This window comes from Bacillus sp. FDAARGOS_527 (genome assembly GCF_003812125.1).
Lineage (GTDB): Bacteria > Bacillota > Bacilli > Bacillales > Bacillaceae_G > Bacillus_A > Bacillus_A paranthracis.
This window is the reverse complement of sequence record NZ_CP033795.1, coordinates 5,012,745-5,028,050: the sequence shown is the minus strand read 5'-3', so window position 1 is coordinate 5,028,050 and position 15,306 is coordinate 5,012,745. Positions and strand designations below refer to the sequence as shown.

Below are 15,306 nucleotides of genomic sequence, written 5' to 3'. Positions count from 1 at the left end.
TTCAACTTTTCTGAAAATAAATAATGAATTTTATTTAAAAACATATTTTTATTACTAGGTATTAATAGTAGTATATAGTAATAGGTTTTATATAATTAGGAGGATTACTTTATGGATAAAGCATTAACGAATCGTGTCATCATTTTATCATTCGACTGTTTATCAGCTTTAGATTTTCCTATACTACAAAAATTACCTCACTTCCAATCTCTAATCAAAAAGGGTACGGTTGTCGAAAAAGTAGAACCAATTTATCCTTCTGTAACATACCCAAGTCACTCAACAATCGTAACTGGTAATTACCCTAATAAACATGGTGTTGTTAGCAATACGTTACTTCAACCTGGACGTGAATCACCCGATTGGCATTGGTACCGAAAATCAATACAAGGAACAACGTTATATGATGAAGCACATAAAGCAAATTTAACGACAGCTGCCCTTCTATGGCCTGTTACCGGCAGAGCAAATATTGATTACAATTTACCAGAAATCTTTCCAAATAGACCGTGGCAAAATCAAGTTTTAGTTTCATTATTTAGCGGTAGCCCGCTATATCAATTAGATTTAAATCGTCGTTTCGGCCATATACGAAATGGAGTGTCACAACCTGAACTCGATGATTTCGTACTTGCTTCTGCTGTGCATACAATCCAGACGAAAAAGCCTAATGTCATGTTTGTACATTTCACCGATTTAGACACCCAAAGACACTATCACGGCTTTGAATCAAAAGAAACAATAGCCGCAATTCATAGACATGATGAGCGACTAGGGAAAATTATTCAAGCTTTAAAAGACAGTGGACTATACGAAGAGAGCACTATTATCGCTCTTGGTGATCATAGCGCTTTAAGTGAAAACAAAGCCATTCAATTAAATGTACTATTTCATCAAAAAGGGCTTATCTCTATAAATTCAAAAGGAAAATTAGTAGACTGGAATGCTTATTGCCAAAGTTGCGATGGGTCCGCCTATGTATATGTGAAAGACAAAAACGATACCGATACAATTCGAGAAGTACAACTACTCCTTGAAGAACTGCTTCAAAATAAACAAAACGGTATTGAATTTATACTTCATGATGAGGATGCGAAGGAATGCGGTGCAGATGGTAATTGTTTATTTATGTTGGAAGCACGAGAAGGATATTATTTCACTGAAAACTATACAGGAGATTTTATAAAAGAAATTACTGAAAAAGATGTTACGCCTAGTAAAAAATATACATTTGGTACGCATGGATACTCTCCAACAAAACCTAACTATGAAACAATTTTTATAGCTGCTGGGAAAGGAATAAAAAGCGGCATTACCATACCGTATATGAGACTTATTGATGAAGGCCCAACTATCGCTAGACTACTCGGTTTACACTTAGGTGAAACAGACGGATCAATTGTAGAGGATTTACTCCAATTGTAAAGAACTGTGTATATATGTAAAAGTTATGTAAAATTCATCATTGTTTCTCTTTTTATAATTTTTATTTTTGTACACTGTTAGTAGAACAAATTTGAGGGGGAACATTATATGAAAAAAATGTCCAGACAAGAAAAAAGCTGGATATTATACGATTGGGCGAACTCCGTATATTCGCTCGTCATTACAACCGCATTATTCCCAATTTACTTTAAAGCAGCTGCAAAAGAAGCCGGGTTATCTGGTGCAACTTCAACAGCATATTGGGGATATGCAAACTCGTTCGCAACACTTTTAATTTCTATACTTGCTCCTATTCTCGGCACAGTTGCTGATTATAAAGGATTTAAAAAACGATTTTTCACATTCTTCTTTGGACTCGGTATCGTATTTACAAGTATGCTAGCAGTCGTTCCAACATCTCAGTGGTACTTATTACTAGGATGCTATATGCTCGCATTAGTCGGTTTTGCTGGAGCAAACATTTTTTATGATGCATTTTTAGTAGATGTCACTTCTGAAGATAGAATGGATCGAATTTCTACAAGAGGTTTCGCTTTAGGCTATATTGGGAGTACTATTCCATTTATCGGTTGTATCGCTCTTATCATTCTTGCTCAAAAAGGAACTATCCCTTTATCAGTCGGCATTGCTAGTCAAATTTCATTTGCGATCACAGCTCTTTGGTGGGGATTATTTACAATTCCAATGCTAAAAAACGTAGAACAAACGCACTATATTGAACGTCACCCAAGACCAATTACAATGAGCTTCAAACGCCTTGCTGATACTTTTAAAAATATTAAAGAATATAAAACGGTCTTTATGTTCTTAATTGCTTACTTTTTCTATATTGATGGGGTCGATACAATTATTACTATGTCCACCGCTTACGGAACAGACCTCGGTATTAGTGCAACAAATCTATTAATCATATTATTCGTCACACAAATTGTAGCTTGTCCATTCGCTTTATTGTACGGAAAACTATCTGAGACATTTACCGGTAAAAAAATGCTATATGTCGGTATTATTATTTACATCATTATCTGCATATATGCTTATTTCTTAAAAACGACACTCGATTTCTGGATTTTAGCAATGTTAGTTGCTACTTCTCAGGGCGGGATTCAAGCACTTAGTCGTTCCTATTTTGCAAAACTAGTACCTAAAGAATCTGCAAATGAATTTTTTGGATTTTATAATATATTTGGCAAATTCGCCGCGATTATGGGTCCAGTATTAGTCGGTGTTACAACGCAATTAACAGGAAAAACAAATGCTGGTGTTCTTAGTATTATTGTGTTGTTTATTATCGGTGGATTTTTATTAACTAAGGTCCCTGAAAATAATACATCCGTTACACCACCTAATCCGAAAACTAAAACGCTATAAGAAAAAGATCCTCTTCATGCAAGAAGAGGATCTTTTTTATCTATAACGTCTTACAATTAAAAACTCAACAGCCGGCTTTACAACTATCGCAGCACATAACGCAAACAATAACGGTATGTTATGAAAATCAATCCATCTATTAAACCCTACCGATGCGAAAAACAAGCCAAAAATGAATACAACGAGTACATAATATGTAACATTGGCACTTGTTTTTAATACATGTTTTTCTAAATCATCTTTCTCCTCAGTATCCCCTTCGACGCTATGTGATGCCAAACTTTTAAATAGATAATGTAACGCGATGCTACAAATAAATAGTGCATACCAGTTTACTTGAAGTTCAGTTAACCAATAGTAAAGTGCATACACTAACGTACCTATAGCAACTAATATAGTAACGAAAAGGCTTATCTTTTCTTTCCCCAACAACTACTCCCCCTACTGCTTGTACAAAAATAGTTTATCAACAGTTGTTCCTAATACTTCCGCTAAACGAAAAGCTAACGCTAAGCTTGGATCATATTTATTATTCTCAATTGCATTTATCGTTTGTCTAGAAACCTTACATTTATCAGCTAATGCGCCTTGTGAAATATTATTTTCAGTGCGTAATTCATAGATTTGATTTTTCACACCATTTCTCCTAACCTGTAAAATCGTTTTTACATCATCAGTATATAATTGGCTCATATAGTTGTCAAAAGTTCGCCAAAGAAAAAGGGAGCACTTCTGCTCCCTTACAATAGTTATTGCGACGCTAACGAATTTGTTAGTTCCTCTTTATTAGTGACATCTTCTTTCTTTATTTGCATGCGTAGAACTGGCCCTATTGCTAATAAAATAAGTGCCATTGCTATACAAAACACAATAACTAGTGATGTCATTTCCTTTAATCCTCCAGCTAAAGCAGTACCAATTAGCATAGCTCCCATAAACAGCGGTAAAATCGTCCCATTTACTCTTCCAACCATATTTTCTGGTACAAGTTGAATCATAAGCGTACCGACAACGATATTAACACAGGCTAAACAAATACCTGTTCCAAATCTCATGAAACTAGTAATCCAAAATGATGTAGATAGCCCTTCTACTAAAAATGACATCGCTAATATGCCCATACCGAATACGAACATTTTTTTCGGGTTCACTTTTGAAGCGAAAATCGCAGCAACAATACCACCAATTAACATACCTATTCCATCAGCTGCAGCTAAATATTGAACTGCTTCCTTTTCCATTCCAAGGCGTTCTATTACAAGAAACACTTCTAATGGCGTTGTTAATCCAACAGCTAAGCCTATAATGGTGAAAGTAATTGTAATCATACGTAAATTTTTCGTATGAAGAACGTATTTCCACCCTTCTTTTATATCATTTTTTAATGAATCTCTCGCCACTTGCTCTTGTTCAACCCATTTCGGTAAAAATGAAAGAGCGATAGCAGATAACAAAAATAAAATGATTAAGCTATATAGTGACGTAAATAAACCAAGTTGTGTATACACAAGTGATCCTACCACTGGTCCAAAAATCATAAATAATGACTGTAATGTTTGGTTAAATGCAATCGCATTCGCTACCTGTTCTTCCTTTACGTAGCGCTTAAATATACGCGAAGATGATGGCTGAGAGAACTGGCCTACAATCGCGGAAGTGAGTGTTGCAAAAAATATAGCCTGCCAATAATCCAGTTTTAACAACAGGACAATTCCTATAATAGACATTACACTTAATACATCTCCAGCGACCATTGTTCTTTTCGGATTCCAGCGATCAGCTAGCGCACCACCGATAAACGAGAAAATAAAAATAGGTGCATATTCCATAACCGATAACAATGAAACGGAAACTGGATCATTATTCGTTCGCTCCATTATGAAATATAGAAGGGCCATATTTCTGATCCAAATTGCAAATTGTTGTAAAATATCAGACGCCATAACGAGCATAAATGCTCGGTTTTTAAATAAAGCGTTCATTTTCATTCCCCTTTCATAAACCGACCGTTCGGTCTAATTTATTTTATAGAAAAGCAACTGACTTATTATTCAGCTGCCATTCCTTTTAACAATACATCTATTGCCTTTTTATAAATACGTTTCAACTCTTTATAATCTAACTCGTAGTAAAGTACTCCAAGCCCTGATAATAATCCATGCACAATATACATAAGATCGCGCGTATTATCTTCACGAAACTCTCCAGACTGTATGCCTGCTTCAATTAGTTTCTCAAACATAACATATGATTCTCTAGTTAAAGCTAATAGTTCATCCAAAATCTCTTTACTTACAACTTGGCTCATAGAGAATTCCTCTATTGCATTTGAAATTGGTTGCTGTATGTCCTCTACATGATATTCCGCGAGACCATATAATTTTTCAGTATTCGTACTATACGACTTCTCTTTTTCATTCCATTTTTCAAGCCAATCATACGTATGCTGTTTTACCACAAATAAAAATAATTCTTCTTTACTTTTAAAGTGATAATAAATACTTCCTTTACTTCGTTCTGTAATTTCACAAATCTCTTCCATAGATGTAGCTGCATAGCCCTTCTGTGAAAACAGACTTTCTGCTTTATATGCAATTTCTTTCTTTATCTCTTCTGCACTTCTTCTCATATTCACACCTCTTTAAACCGACCGTTCAGTCTAATGATAACAAATTAAAAACCTCTATTACAAGAGGCTATATTCCTTATTTAAGAAAACGTACTCTCAAACCACGTTCGAATCATGTGTATAATTCCTATTTTAACTCCTAATTTAACAAGAAATACGCCTCCCGCAGCTAATAAAAATAACATTACTTTCCCCTTGTTTTTCACTTTCGGCTCCCTTTTCATTTCCATTCCCCTTAATATGTTAAAAGTATTTAATCAAACGTTTGTTTAACTGTTTTTATGCATATGTAAGCCAACTAATCAAACGTTTGTTTAAAAAGAAATACGCCTATATAAGGCGCATTTTCATCAATCACCGCCACCACCGCAGCTTCCCCCACTATCTCCACCAAAAGACCCTCCACAATCATGTGAACCTCCATCATGCGAGCTATCATTATCAGATCCAGCAAAGAAAAATAGCGGTGATGAGTTGTTAGATGAATTATGAATGTTATTTTGTTTTGTAAGATTTACCTTCTTTTTGTTTGATCGAACTGCTGTTAAGATTGTTCCAACTACAACAAATAATAGTATGACAATAATAAATTCCATATAAAAGCCTCCCCTATTCCTCGAATAATTGAATGGTTCTCTCTAGATTTTCAAGTGAAATGAAGCGCGATTCACGAAGAATCTCTTTTCCATTATGAAATAATAAAATTGTCGGTCCAGTAAATACTGCATATCGCCCTGCAACCTCTTGCATGTCTTGCAGTAATATCTCTATTTTCTCTACGTAATCATAATTCTCTAATACGTAATTTACTTTCCTTAACATGACATCACAAACACCACAATTTTCCGTTTTAATAAACAGAAGTACTAATTGTTGTTCTTCAATATATGTTACTAATTCTTCTATTGTTTCAAAGTTTTTCATCTTATCCCTCTTAACGTAGTTTATGAAATACTTTATCTTGATACATACGAAATGCTGAACTATCTTTAATCTTTCTTTTTTCCATTACTTGCTGAAAACGTAGCGTTTTTGCCGTTAACTCTTCTTTTAATTTTTTTCTCTCTTCTTCATCATAACAGCAAGCAATTAAATCCTCTATTTTTAATATATCTTTTTGTAGTTCCATTTCTGGTGGAATCATGCCCGCGTTTTTTAAAATTTTATAACTCATTCTAAGTTCTGGAGGTACCATTGAAAGGTCTTCTAATTGTAGTGGTTTTCCTTTTCCCGGAATATGATCAAGGTCTCCATTCCGTATTGCTTGTCGAATTTTTTCTTCGGCAATATTCAAAAACACATCCACATTACTCCCTCCCTTACATATTTTTACTATTATTTTACATGAAATTTCATTATCTTGCTACGCTATTACAAATTGACCTCATACAATTTTTTCTCAAATTTAACTCCAAGAAGCCCTTTCCTCTCTAATCGATATTTTATTTTCATGTGTAATCTGTATTAGAGCCATTTCATATTGAGAAAGTCTTTTCGAATTCAATAAAGCGTTTACACCAAATCTTACATTTGCTACGATTTAATCAGCTTCATCTCCTTGTATAGACTTCGTGATGTCTGATCATTTTTATCTAGATTCATTGTGATTTATTGGCGCATGCCTTTAAATATATCTTTTACTTTGAAAGGAGAAATGACTATGAAATCAAAAAAATTTACACTGCTATTACTATCCCTACTACTCTTCTTACCTCTTTTTCTCACAAACTTTATTACTCCCAATGTCGCATTAGCAGATTCACAAAAGCAAGGTCAAAAAATTGTTGGGTATTTTCCTTCATGGGGCATTTACGGACGTAATTATCAAGTTGCGGATATTGATGCATCAAAGCTAACTCATTTAAACTATGCTTTCGCTGATATTTGCTGGAATGGAAAACATGGAAACCCTTCTACTCACCCCGATAATCCAAATAAACAAACGTGGAACTGTAAAGAATCTGGTGTACCACTGCAAAATAAAGAAGTCCCTAATGGTACTCTCGTACTCGGTGAACCATGGGCCGATGTCACAAAATCTTATCCTGGCTCAGGTACAACTTGGGAAGATTGTGATAAATACGCACGCTGCGGAAATTTCGGCGAACTAAAACGATTAAAAGCTAAGTATCCTCACTTAAAAACAATTATTTCCGTTGGTGGCTGGACTTGGTCTAACCGCTTTTCTGACATGGCCGCTGATGAAAAAACAAGAAAAGTATTCGCTGAATCTACAGTCGATTTCCTACGCGAATATGGATTTGACGGCGTTGATTTAGATTGGGAATATCCGGGCGTAGAAACGATTCCTGGTGGTAGTTATCGTCCTGAAGATAAGCAAAACTTCACCCTACTCCTTCAAGAAGTTCGAAATGCATTAACGAAAGCTGGTGCAGAAGATGGTAAACAATATTTACTAACAATTGCATCAGGTGCAAGCCAACGTTACGCTGATCATACAGAGCTAAAGAAAATCTCTCAAATACTGGATTGGATTAATATTATGACATATGATTTCCACGGTGGATGGGAAGCTACTTCTAACCATAATGCAGCTCTATACAAAGATCCAAATGACCCAGCAGCGGATACGAATTTTTACGTAGATGGTGCGATAAACATTTATACAAATGAAGGGGTTCCAGCAGATAAACTCGTATTAGGTGTACCATTTTACGGACGCGGGTGGAAAAGTTGTGGAAAAGAAAATAACGGACAATACCAACCTTGTAAACCAGGTAGTGATGGAAAGCTCGCTTCTAAAGGTACTTGGGATGACTATTCTACCGGTGATACAGGTGTGTACGATTATGGTGATTTAGCAGCTAATTATGTTAATAAAAATGGCTTTGTTCGCGGATGGAACGATGTGGCGAAAGTACCTTATTTATATAATGCAACTACAGGTACATTTATTAGCTATGATGACAACGAATCTATGAAATATAAAACAGGCTATATAAAGACAAAAGGTTTAAGTGGTGCAATGTTTTGGGAGCTTAGTGGTGACTGTCGCACAAGTCCAAAATATAGTTGTAGTGGACCAAAATTACTTGATACGTTAGTAAAAGAATTACTAGGTGGACCTATTACTCAAAAAGATATTGAGCCACCAACAAACGTAAAAAATATTGCTGTAACAAATAAAAATTCAAACTCAGTTCAATTAAACTGGACGGCATCTACTGATAACGTAGGAGTTACGGAATATGAAATTACTGCTGGAGAAGAGAAGTGGAGTACAACAACAAATAGCATTACAATTAAAAACTTAAAATCTAATACAGAATACAAATTTTCAATACTAGCAAAAGATGCTGCTGGGAATAAATCACAGCCTACTTCTATTATTGTAAAAACAGATGATGCTAACACAACACCTCCTGGTGGAAATAGCAATGCTACCTTTTCAGTCACTTCAAATTGGGGAAGTGGTTACAACTTCTCGATTGTAATTAAAAATAGTGGAACGACCTCTATTAAAAACTGGAAATTAGAATTTGATTATAACGGCAATTTAACGCAAGTTTGGGATTCTAAAATTAGTAGTAAAATAAATAGTCATTACGTAATTACGAATGCAGGATGGAATGGTGAAATTCCTCCCGGTGGATCGGTTACAATCGGAGGGGCAGGAACAGGTAATCCCGCCGAACTTGTAAATGCATCCATTAGCGAAAACTAAAGGTAACATCCCTTAATTATTTCACTAAAGTTTGAATTTAGGTTTAAGCACTCTTTCCTAAATTCAAACTTTTAATTTCATGAAAAATCACAAATTAAATTACAATAACTTATTATAATTATATTTAGTTTCTAATATGAAGTTCATGTGAAGTTCATCTGAATTTTACATGAATTTCCTTTCAGTGCTATTGTCTTCCTATAGTAATCACATTATCCTTTACATATAGGAATTATTTTTATTCCATTTCAAACTATCTATATATATAAAAGAAGATAGTCGCCTATTAGGGAAAGGCATCTAGTATTATTATAAATATAAACATAACAAAAGAAAAAGCACGCTTATAAGCGCACCATAAGAGTGCTTCTTCATACAATTCTCATGTAAGAGTTCTCGAAAATCATGTTAATCACAAAGAAAAGGCATTAGCTTATACAAGCTAATGCCTTTTCTTTATTCATATTGTTCAGCGTTCCATTCTTCTATATTCCACACTTTTGTTATCCATGCTTCATAGAAAGAAGGCTCATGTGATACAAGTAAAACGGTTCCTTTATATCGTTGTAGCGCTTCCTGCAACGCCTTCTTTGTTTCTATATCCAAATGATTAGTTGGTTCATCTAAAATTAAAACATTACTTTTCGTTACGATCAGTTCACATAAACGTACTTTCGTTTGTTCTCCGCCGCTTAATAAACGAATAGGTTTTAATACATGTTCTTCTCGCAATCCACACTTTGCTAATGCTTGGCGCACTTCTTTCTTTGTCATATCTGGTCGCTCTGCCCAAACTTTCTCTAAGGGTGTTGTTTCTGAAGCAAACTCTTCCTGGGCAAAGTACGCAGGATTTACTCGTTCTCCAACAGAAATTGAACCGCTTAGCGGCTTAATTTGACCTAATAATGTTTTTAACATCGTCGTTTTTCCAATTCCATTATGACCAATAATCGCTATCTTTTCTCCTTTTTTCACTTGTAAATTCAACTCTGGACATAAAGGATCACTATAACCTATCCTTAGTTTCTCAGCTTGCAATATACGACTCACCGGTTCCTCATAAACACTGAAATCAAAACGGGATCGAGTTACAGAATGAATCTTTTCAATCCTTTGCATTTTCTCTAATACTTTCTCTCGACTTTTAGCCTGTTTCGCTTTTTGAATTTTATTTTTTTGAATAAATATTTCTAACTGAGAGATTTCTTTTTGTTGTTTCGCATACGCCGATTGTAATTGTTTCTTTTGCACTTGGTAACTTTGCACAAACTTTTCATAGTTTCCTACGTATCGCTTCACTTTTCCTCCTTCTAGATGAAAAATAACATTTGTAATACTGTTCAAAAATAATTCGTCATGCGAAATGATTACATAAGCTTTTTCATATAGTCTCAAATATGATTGCAACCATTCTATATGAGCTGTATCTAAATAATTTGTTGGCTCATCTAGTAATAAAACATCAGCTTTTTCTAAAAGAAGCTTCCCAAGTAATAACTTTGTTCGCTGTCCCCCACTTAACTTCGATACATCCTTTTTCAAACCTATTTCAAATAAACCTAAACCGATTGCTACTTCTTCAACTTCTGTATGAATGTGATAGAAATTAGAGCTTTCCAATATAGTTTGTAATTCTCCATACTTTACTAACAGTTTTTCTACTTCTCCTGCTCCATTCATTTCTTCAGCAATTTTTAACATTTCGTATTCAATCGCATACAAATCAGCAAATGCACTTTGCAAGTATCCCTCAATTGTCATCCCTTCTTTTAAATCCATATGCTGCTGCAAGAAACCTACCTTCACATGTGGAAACCATTCAATGTTCCCATCATCATGTATAAGTTCTCCTGTTAAAATCCTTAGCAATGTTGATTTTCCAATTCCATTTTGCCCTACTACCCCAACATGCTCACCCTTCAATATTCGAAAACATGCATTATATAAAATGGTTTTCTCACCATACGAATGACTTAAATTTTCTACCGTTAATATACTCATTATTTTCTCTCCTTTACTTATGATTCATAAGCTAAATAGAGAGAGCAACAGTATAAAGCCTTATTTAATTGTGCATATAAAAAATGGGTAAGGTGAATACACCTTACCCATTACATATTATCGTAAGAAAGGATTAAGGTTCTTTACCTGCTGTCTTCAATTTAGCTTAATCGATAAAAATGGGCAGACTTCTCCCATATCAAGCTAAAACCATTTGAAGAACAGTTGATAAAGTCATTTTATCCTTTCACTCCTTTAACATTTGTTATATTAAGAGTATAAACTACTCTGTTATATTCTATTCTCTACTTTTCTTTTTGTTCCTTCCCCATGTTATCGTTTTCTACATAAATTTCTTTATACATCTTTTCTAATGCATATGGACTTGTAAAGATGAGCGTTAACGATTTCCACATATAAATTCTTCTCTGTAATTCTATTCCGTATCCTTTACTCACCATACTTTTCACTTCTGAAATATGGTCTTCAGCTTGAAATTGTTGTACAGACTTCAATTCACCCGTTTTAAAATCTGTTAAAAGACCTATCACAACTCGTCCGTGTTCCTGTGATCTTTCTTCTAAATCAAACTGAATTGAATGAACAAAACCTAAAACGTGAAAAATTTGAGCATGTAAACCGACAACAGCACGCTGTTCCATTAAGGTGTAACACTCTCGTTTTAACACCTCTACCATTTCCAAGGAATTTCTATTAACTTTCATTTTGCCGACAAACATAATTTTTACAATATGAGCGACTGCCCCCATACTTTTTAATACACTCTCTAGAATTTCTACCGCGTCTTCTACATAACCATTTGAAATTATGGAATGAATAAATTCATCTAATACCGCTTGAAACTTTTTAATTAAATGTAAATCACGTAACTCCGGAACATCTTTTTTCAATTGATCTCGACCTTGAACCCACTTTAAAATTTCTGTCATTTCTTCTTCTTTTAATTCATGATGTTCCATACCATACTTCATTAATAAAATATGATTTTTTAATAAAGCTTTTCTTTCTTCAAGATTATCTGCCGTTAATTCATCTACTATTTTCTCTATAGTTTTCATCTTTCTCCCCCTATATAAAAAAGCCTCTTAACAGTAATCATACCAAAAACTGTTAAAAGGCTTTTTCTATTTTTTCATATAAGGAGCTAATACTCTCAAAATTTCTTCCTTATCTTTCTTTAACTCAAGTGATGTTAACATATCCATCGTTCTCGGCCTAGGTAATTTCACTTGTACCTCACCAACTATTGATGCTGGTCTTTGAGATAAAATAAATACGCGATCCGAAAGCAAGATTGCCTCATCTAAGTCGTGTGTAACCATAACGATTGTTTGCTTCTCTTGGTGCCAAGAGTGTAAAAGCCAGCTATGTACTTCCATTTTTGTAAAAGCATCTAATTTACCAAAAGGCTCATCAAGTAGCATAATTGGCTTTTCACATAAATATGTGCGCAGAAAACTAATTCTTTGACGCATCCCTCCAGACAATTCATCTGGATAATGGTCTGCATATTCATCTAGTTCAAACTGCTTTAATGCTTCCATTCCTTCTGTCAGCCTTTGTTTTTTCGGCTTCCCTTCAATTTCTAACGGAAGAACGATATTTTGTAAAGCTGATCGCCACGGTAGTAATAAATCCTGTTGCGGCATATAACTTACAATATCTTGCTCTTGTATTTGTTTATCGTTATACGTTACACTTCCACTTGTTGGATTTTCAACATTTGCGATCATATTTAATAGTGTACTTTTCCCGCAACCACTCGGTCCTACAAAAGAAACAAATTCTCCCTCTCGTATAGAAGCACTAATATTTGCTAATACATTCTTGCCATCGAAAGATTTCACAATATCTTTTATTTGTAATCCACTCATTTTTCACTTGGAAGGAACTCATTTGTAAAGGCATCTTTCACATCAATTTTCTTCTTAATAACTTTGTTATCATATAAGAAATTCATGTAATTCGTCCAAACTTCTTCCTTCTGTACTCCCCACGCTTTTGCATCATCTTGATACTTCGTACTTAGCCATTTTTGACTTTCTTGTACTAAATCTTTATTTACATCTGGAACAGCTTTAATTAAAATATCGGCAGCTTCTTTCGGTTCTTTAATTGCAAAATTATAACCCTCTGTCGTTGCACTCATAAACTTTTTCACAAAGTCTTTATCTTGCTTCGTATGTTTTTCACTCGTAATCATAACAGGACTATAGAAATCAAGTGCTGGATCTAAGTCTTTCACCATAATCGTATTTAACTCTTTTCCTTGGCGCTTCGCTTCAATTCCATCCCATCCGTAATAAATCCATTCAAAGTCTGCATCACGACCAATTGATTTAAAGAAATCTGTTTGTCCTAAAATGATTTTTTCAACTTTATTAAAATCGGCTTGGTGCTTATCCATAATTGTCTTTAATGTCGCTTCTTCCGCTGGTCCTCCCCAGCCACCGTAACGTTTCCCTTCAAAATCTTTCGGTGACGTCATATTATCTTTCTTAAGCGATGCAAAAGCTGAAGTGTTATGCTGAATAATCGCACCTACAGATACAACAGGAATACCTTCCACACGAGCCAACGTTACATTTTCTTGTGCGCTTATTGCGAAGTCAGCTTTTCCCGAAGCTATCATTTGCTCCGCCGTCACATTATCACCAGGCTGAATGATTTCTACATCTAAGCCTTGTTTTTTATAATAATCTTTCGCTTGTGCTACATATAAGCCAGTATGATTCGTATTCGGAAACCAATCTAATACGACTTTTACTTTTTGATCTTTACTTGCACTTTCTTCTTTCTTCGCCGGATTACATCCAGCTACACCTACTGCTAATAAGGCAGCCAACATAACTTTTAAACCTTTTTTCATTTTCTGCCGTCCTTTCTATATATCCATGGTGCTGTTATTCTTGCCATAAACTCCACGATAAAATACAGACATAATGTCACCATTACAATAATTGCTGCAACACCAAATACTCGGGCTGTTAAAAAGGATTTCGTAGCCCTTGTAAGCATAACTCCTAATCCTTCACTGGCACCGAGCCATTCTCCAATAATCGCTCCCATTACGCTATATGTAACTGCAATTTTTAAACCGGAGAAAAAGTATGGAAGCACTGCTGGAAACTTTACTTTCTGGTAAACTTGCCATTTCGTTGCCTTCATCGTTTGCAACAACTTCAACATATTTTTATCTACCGTTTGAAAACCTTCTAAAATGCTAAGCGCAATCGGGAAGAAACAAACGAGTATGACTACCATTACTTTCGGTAGCATTCCATATCCAAACCAAATAATAAATAACGGTGCAAGTACAACGATTGGAATCGTTTGCGAAATAACAAGCAACGGATTTATTAAAATACGAAATAAAGGGATAACGTCCATAAGAATTGCAATGCTTGTCCCAATTAAAATCGCAAAGAACAGTCCAATTATAACCTCTTGCAGCGTCTGCATCGTATTCGGTAATAGTAAATCTTTCATTCCAATTAATTCTTGAACAATGGCAGAAGGCTTCGGTAAAATCCACGGTTCAATTTTAAATACTGAAACAGATCCTTCCCATATCGCAATGAGAAGGATAAGCCAAATTGCTGTAATTATTTTAGATTGCTTCTGGTTTTGCATATTCATCACGGTACTTCCAAACTTTTTCATCTATCGTTACACCAGTGCTTGGACGATAATGGATTTTAATAGAAGTAATCACTTCTTCTGCTCCAGCGTCCACACAAGCTTGTTGTGCACGTTTAATGATATCAAGAAGTACATCTAATTCTCCTTCCAGCGTCGTTTCCATTGCCCCTACTTCATAACGAACTCCCGATTGTTGTACAACCTCAATCGCTTTATCAACAACAGAATACACATCTTTGTTCTTTGCTTGTGGTACTACTGAAAACGAAATTGTAACTTGTTGTGACATAATAAAATCCCCCTTATGAAATTAAATTTTAAAACAAGAAAAGGCTTTCCTACTGCGTAGGAAAGCCTTGTATGCAAGTTATTATAGAATAACATATGCTACATCACTTTAAGTAACTCCCTACGCTGGCATTATCCAGATCAGGTTGAGGGTCGATGTTTGCTCACATCCTCTCAGCCAATTGGCTCCCCGGTCCTTAATTCGTTTTCATTGTAGCATGAT

The 15,306-nt window shown here is 34.9% G+C and carries 17 protein-coding genes and 1 riboswitch; of the genes, 3 read left to right on the top strand and 14 right to left on the bottom strand.

Annotated elements, in window-relative coordinates; translation table 11 throughout:
• The first annotated feature begins 111 nt into the window (after positions 1 to 111).
• Together EGX95_RS28765 and EGX95_RS28760 are read left to right on the top strand one after the other, a co-directional pair.
• On the top strand, positions 112 to 1,425 hold the full coding sequence (locus tag EGX95_RS28765) for an alkaline phosphatase family protein (RefSeq protein ID WP_000356448.1): 1,314 nt from the start codon (positions 112 to 114) through the stop codon (positions 1,423 to 1,425).
• A gap of 108 nt (positions 1,426 to 1,533) precedes the next feature.
• On the top strand, positions 1,534 to 2,817 hold the full coding sequence (locus EGX95_RS28760; RefSeq protein WP_000738822.1) for an MFS transporter: 1,284 nt from the start codon (positions 1,534 to 1,536) through the stop codon (positions 2,815 to 2,817).
• Between the two features lie 36 nt (positions 2,818 to 2,853).
• On the opposite strand, the gene EGX95_RS28755 is transcribed toward EGX95_RS28760, so the two are convergent.
• From EGX95_RS28755 to EGX95_RS28720, 8 genes are all read right to left on the bottom strand, one after another.
• Entirely contained in the window at positions 2,854 to 3,246 is a 393-nt protein-coding gene (locus EGX95_RS28755) for a hypothetical protein (protein WP_000514009.1), read from the bottom strand.
• 12 nt (positions 3,247 to 3,258) lie between these two features.
• Complete coding sequence (locus tag EGX95_RS28750; protein ID WP_001996603.1) at positions 3,259 to 3,510, bottom strand: helix-turn-helix transcriptional regulator; 252 nt, start codon at positions 3,508 to 3,510, stop codon at positions 3,259 to 3,261.
• 56 nt (positions 3,511 to 3,566) lie between these two features.
• On the bottom strand, positions 3,567 to 4,799 hold the full coding sequence (locus EGX95_RS28745; protein ID WP_000992578.1) for an MFS transporter: 1,233 nt from the start codon (positions 4,797 to 4,799) through the stop codon (positions 3,567 to 3,569).
• Positions 4,800 to 4,864: 65 nt separating this feature from the next.
• The gene (locus tag EGX95_RS28740; RefSeq protein ID WP_001254444.1) at positions 4,865 to 5,446 is read right to left on the bottom strand and encodes a TetR/AcrR family transcriptional regulator; all 582 of its coding nucleotides are present in this window, start codon (positions 5,444 to 5,446) and stop codon (positions 4,865 to 4,867) included.
• A gap of 80 nt (positions 5,447 to 5,526) precedes the next feature.
• Positions 5,527 to 5,670, bottom strand: coding sequence for a hypothetical protein (locus EGX95_RS28735; protein WP_000817979.1), 144 nt, complete (start codon positions 5,668 to 5,670; stop codon positions 5,527 to 5,529).
• A 126-nt stretch (positions 5,671 to 5,796) separates the two neighbouring features.
• Positions 5,797 to 6,042 carry a hypothetical protein gene (locus EGX95_RS28730; RefSeq protein WP_000394365.1) on the bottom strand — a complete coding sequence of 82 codons (246 nt, stop codon included), beginning with the start codon at positions 6,040 to 6,042 and terminating at the stop codon, positions 5,797 to 5,799.
• Between the two features lie 13 nt (positions 6,043 to 6,055).
• On the bottom strand, positions 6,056 to 6,370 hold the full coding sequence (locus tag EGX95_RS28725; protein WP_000787596.1) for a thioredoxin family protein: 315 nt from the start codon (positions 6,368 to 6,370) through the stop codon (positions 6,056 to 6,058).
• 10 nt (positions 6,371 to 6,380) lie between these two features.
• Positions 6,381 to 6,752, bottom strand: a complete 372-nt coding sequence (locus EGX95_RS28720) for a DnaJ family domain-containing protein (RefSeq protein WP_000382354.1) — start codon at positions 6,750 to 6,752, stop codon at positions 6,381 to 6,383.
• A 354-nt stretch (positions 6,753 to 7,106) separates the two neighbouring features.
• Between EGX95_RS28720 and EGX95_RS28715 the strand changes: the two genes are divergently transcribed.
• Complete coding sequence (locus tag EGX95_RS28715; RefSeq protein WP_000837171.1) at positions 7,107 to 9,131, top strand: glycosyl hydrolase family 18 protein; 2,025 nt, start codon at positions 7,107 to 7,109, stop codon at positions 9,129 to 9,131.
• A 456-nt stretch (positions 9,132 to 9,587) separates the two neighbouring features.
• On the opposite strand, the gene EGX95_RS28710 is transcribed toward EGX95_RS28715, so the two are convergent.
• The 6 genes from EGX95_RS28710 to EGX95_RS28685 form a co-directional block, all read right to left on the bottom strand.
• Positions 9,588 to 11,132, bottom strand: coding sequence for an ABC-F family ATP-binding cassette domain-containing protein (locus tag EGX95_RS28710; RefSeq protein WP_000025935.1), 1,545 nt, complete (start codon positions 11,130 to 11,132; stop codon positions 9,588 to 9,590).
• 305 nt (positions 11,133 to 11,437) lie between these two features.
• Positions 11,438 to 12,211: a hypothetical protein gene (locus tag EGX95_RS28705; protein ID WP_000848338.1), complete on the bottom strand. Its 774-nt coding sequence runs from the start codon at positions 12,209 to 12,211 to the stop codon at positions 11,438 to 11,440.
• A gap of 66 nt (positions 12,212 to 12,277) precedes the next feature.
• Positions 12,278 to 13,027, bottom strand: coding sequence for an ABC transporter ATP-binding protein (locus EGX95_RS28700; protein ID WP_000016064.1), 750 nt, complete (start codon positions 13,025 to 13,027; stop codon positions 12,278 to 12,280).
• A complete protein-coding gene (locus tag EGX95_RS28695) occupies positions 13,024 to 14,022 on the bottom strand; it encodes an ABC transporter substrate-binding protein (protein WP_000715551.1) in 999 nt (332 codons plus the stop codon). Before EGX95_RS28695 ends, EGX95_RS28700 begins: the two co-directional genes overlap by 4 nt.
• On the bottom strand, positions 14,019 to 14,792 hold the full coding sequence (locus EGX95_RS28690; protein WP_001057153.1) for an ABC transporter permease: 774 nt from the start codon (positions 14,790 to 14,792) through the stop codon (positions 14,019 to 14,021). Before EGX95_RS28690 ends, EGX95_RS28695 begins: the two co-directional genes overlap by 4 nt.
• Positions 14,764 to 15,084 carry an MTH1187 family thiamine-binding protein gene (locus tag EGX95_RS28685; protein WP_000082897.1) on the bottom strand — a complete coding sequence of 107 codons (321 nt, stop codon included), beginning with the start codon at positions 15,082 to 15,084 and terminating at the stop codon, positions 14,764 to 14,766. The genes EGX95_RS28690 and EGX95_RS28685 overlap by 29 nt, the downstream gene beginning before the upstream one ends.
• Positions 15,085 to 15,184: 100 nt before the next feature.
• Positions 15,185 to 15,286, bottom strand: a riboswitch (TPP riboswitch).
• Between the last annotated feature and the right edge of the window lie 20 nt (positions 15,287 to 15,306).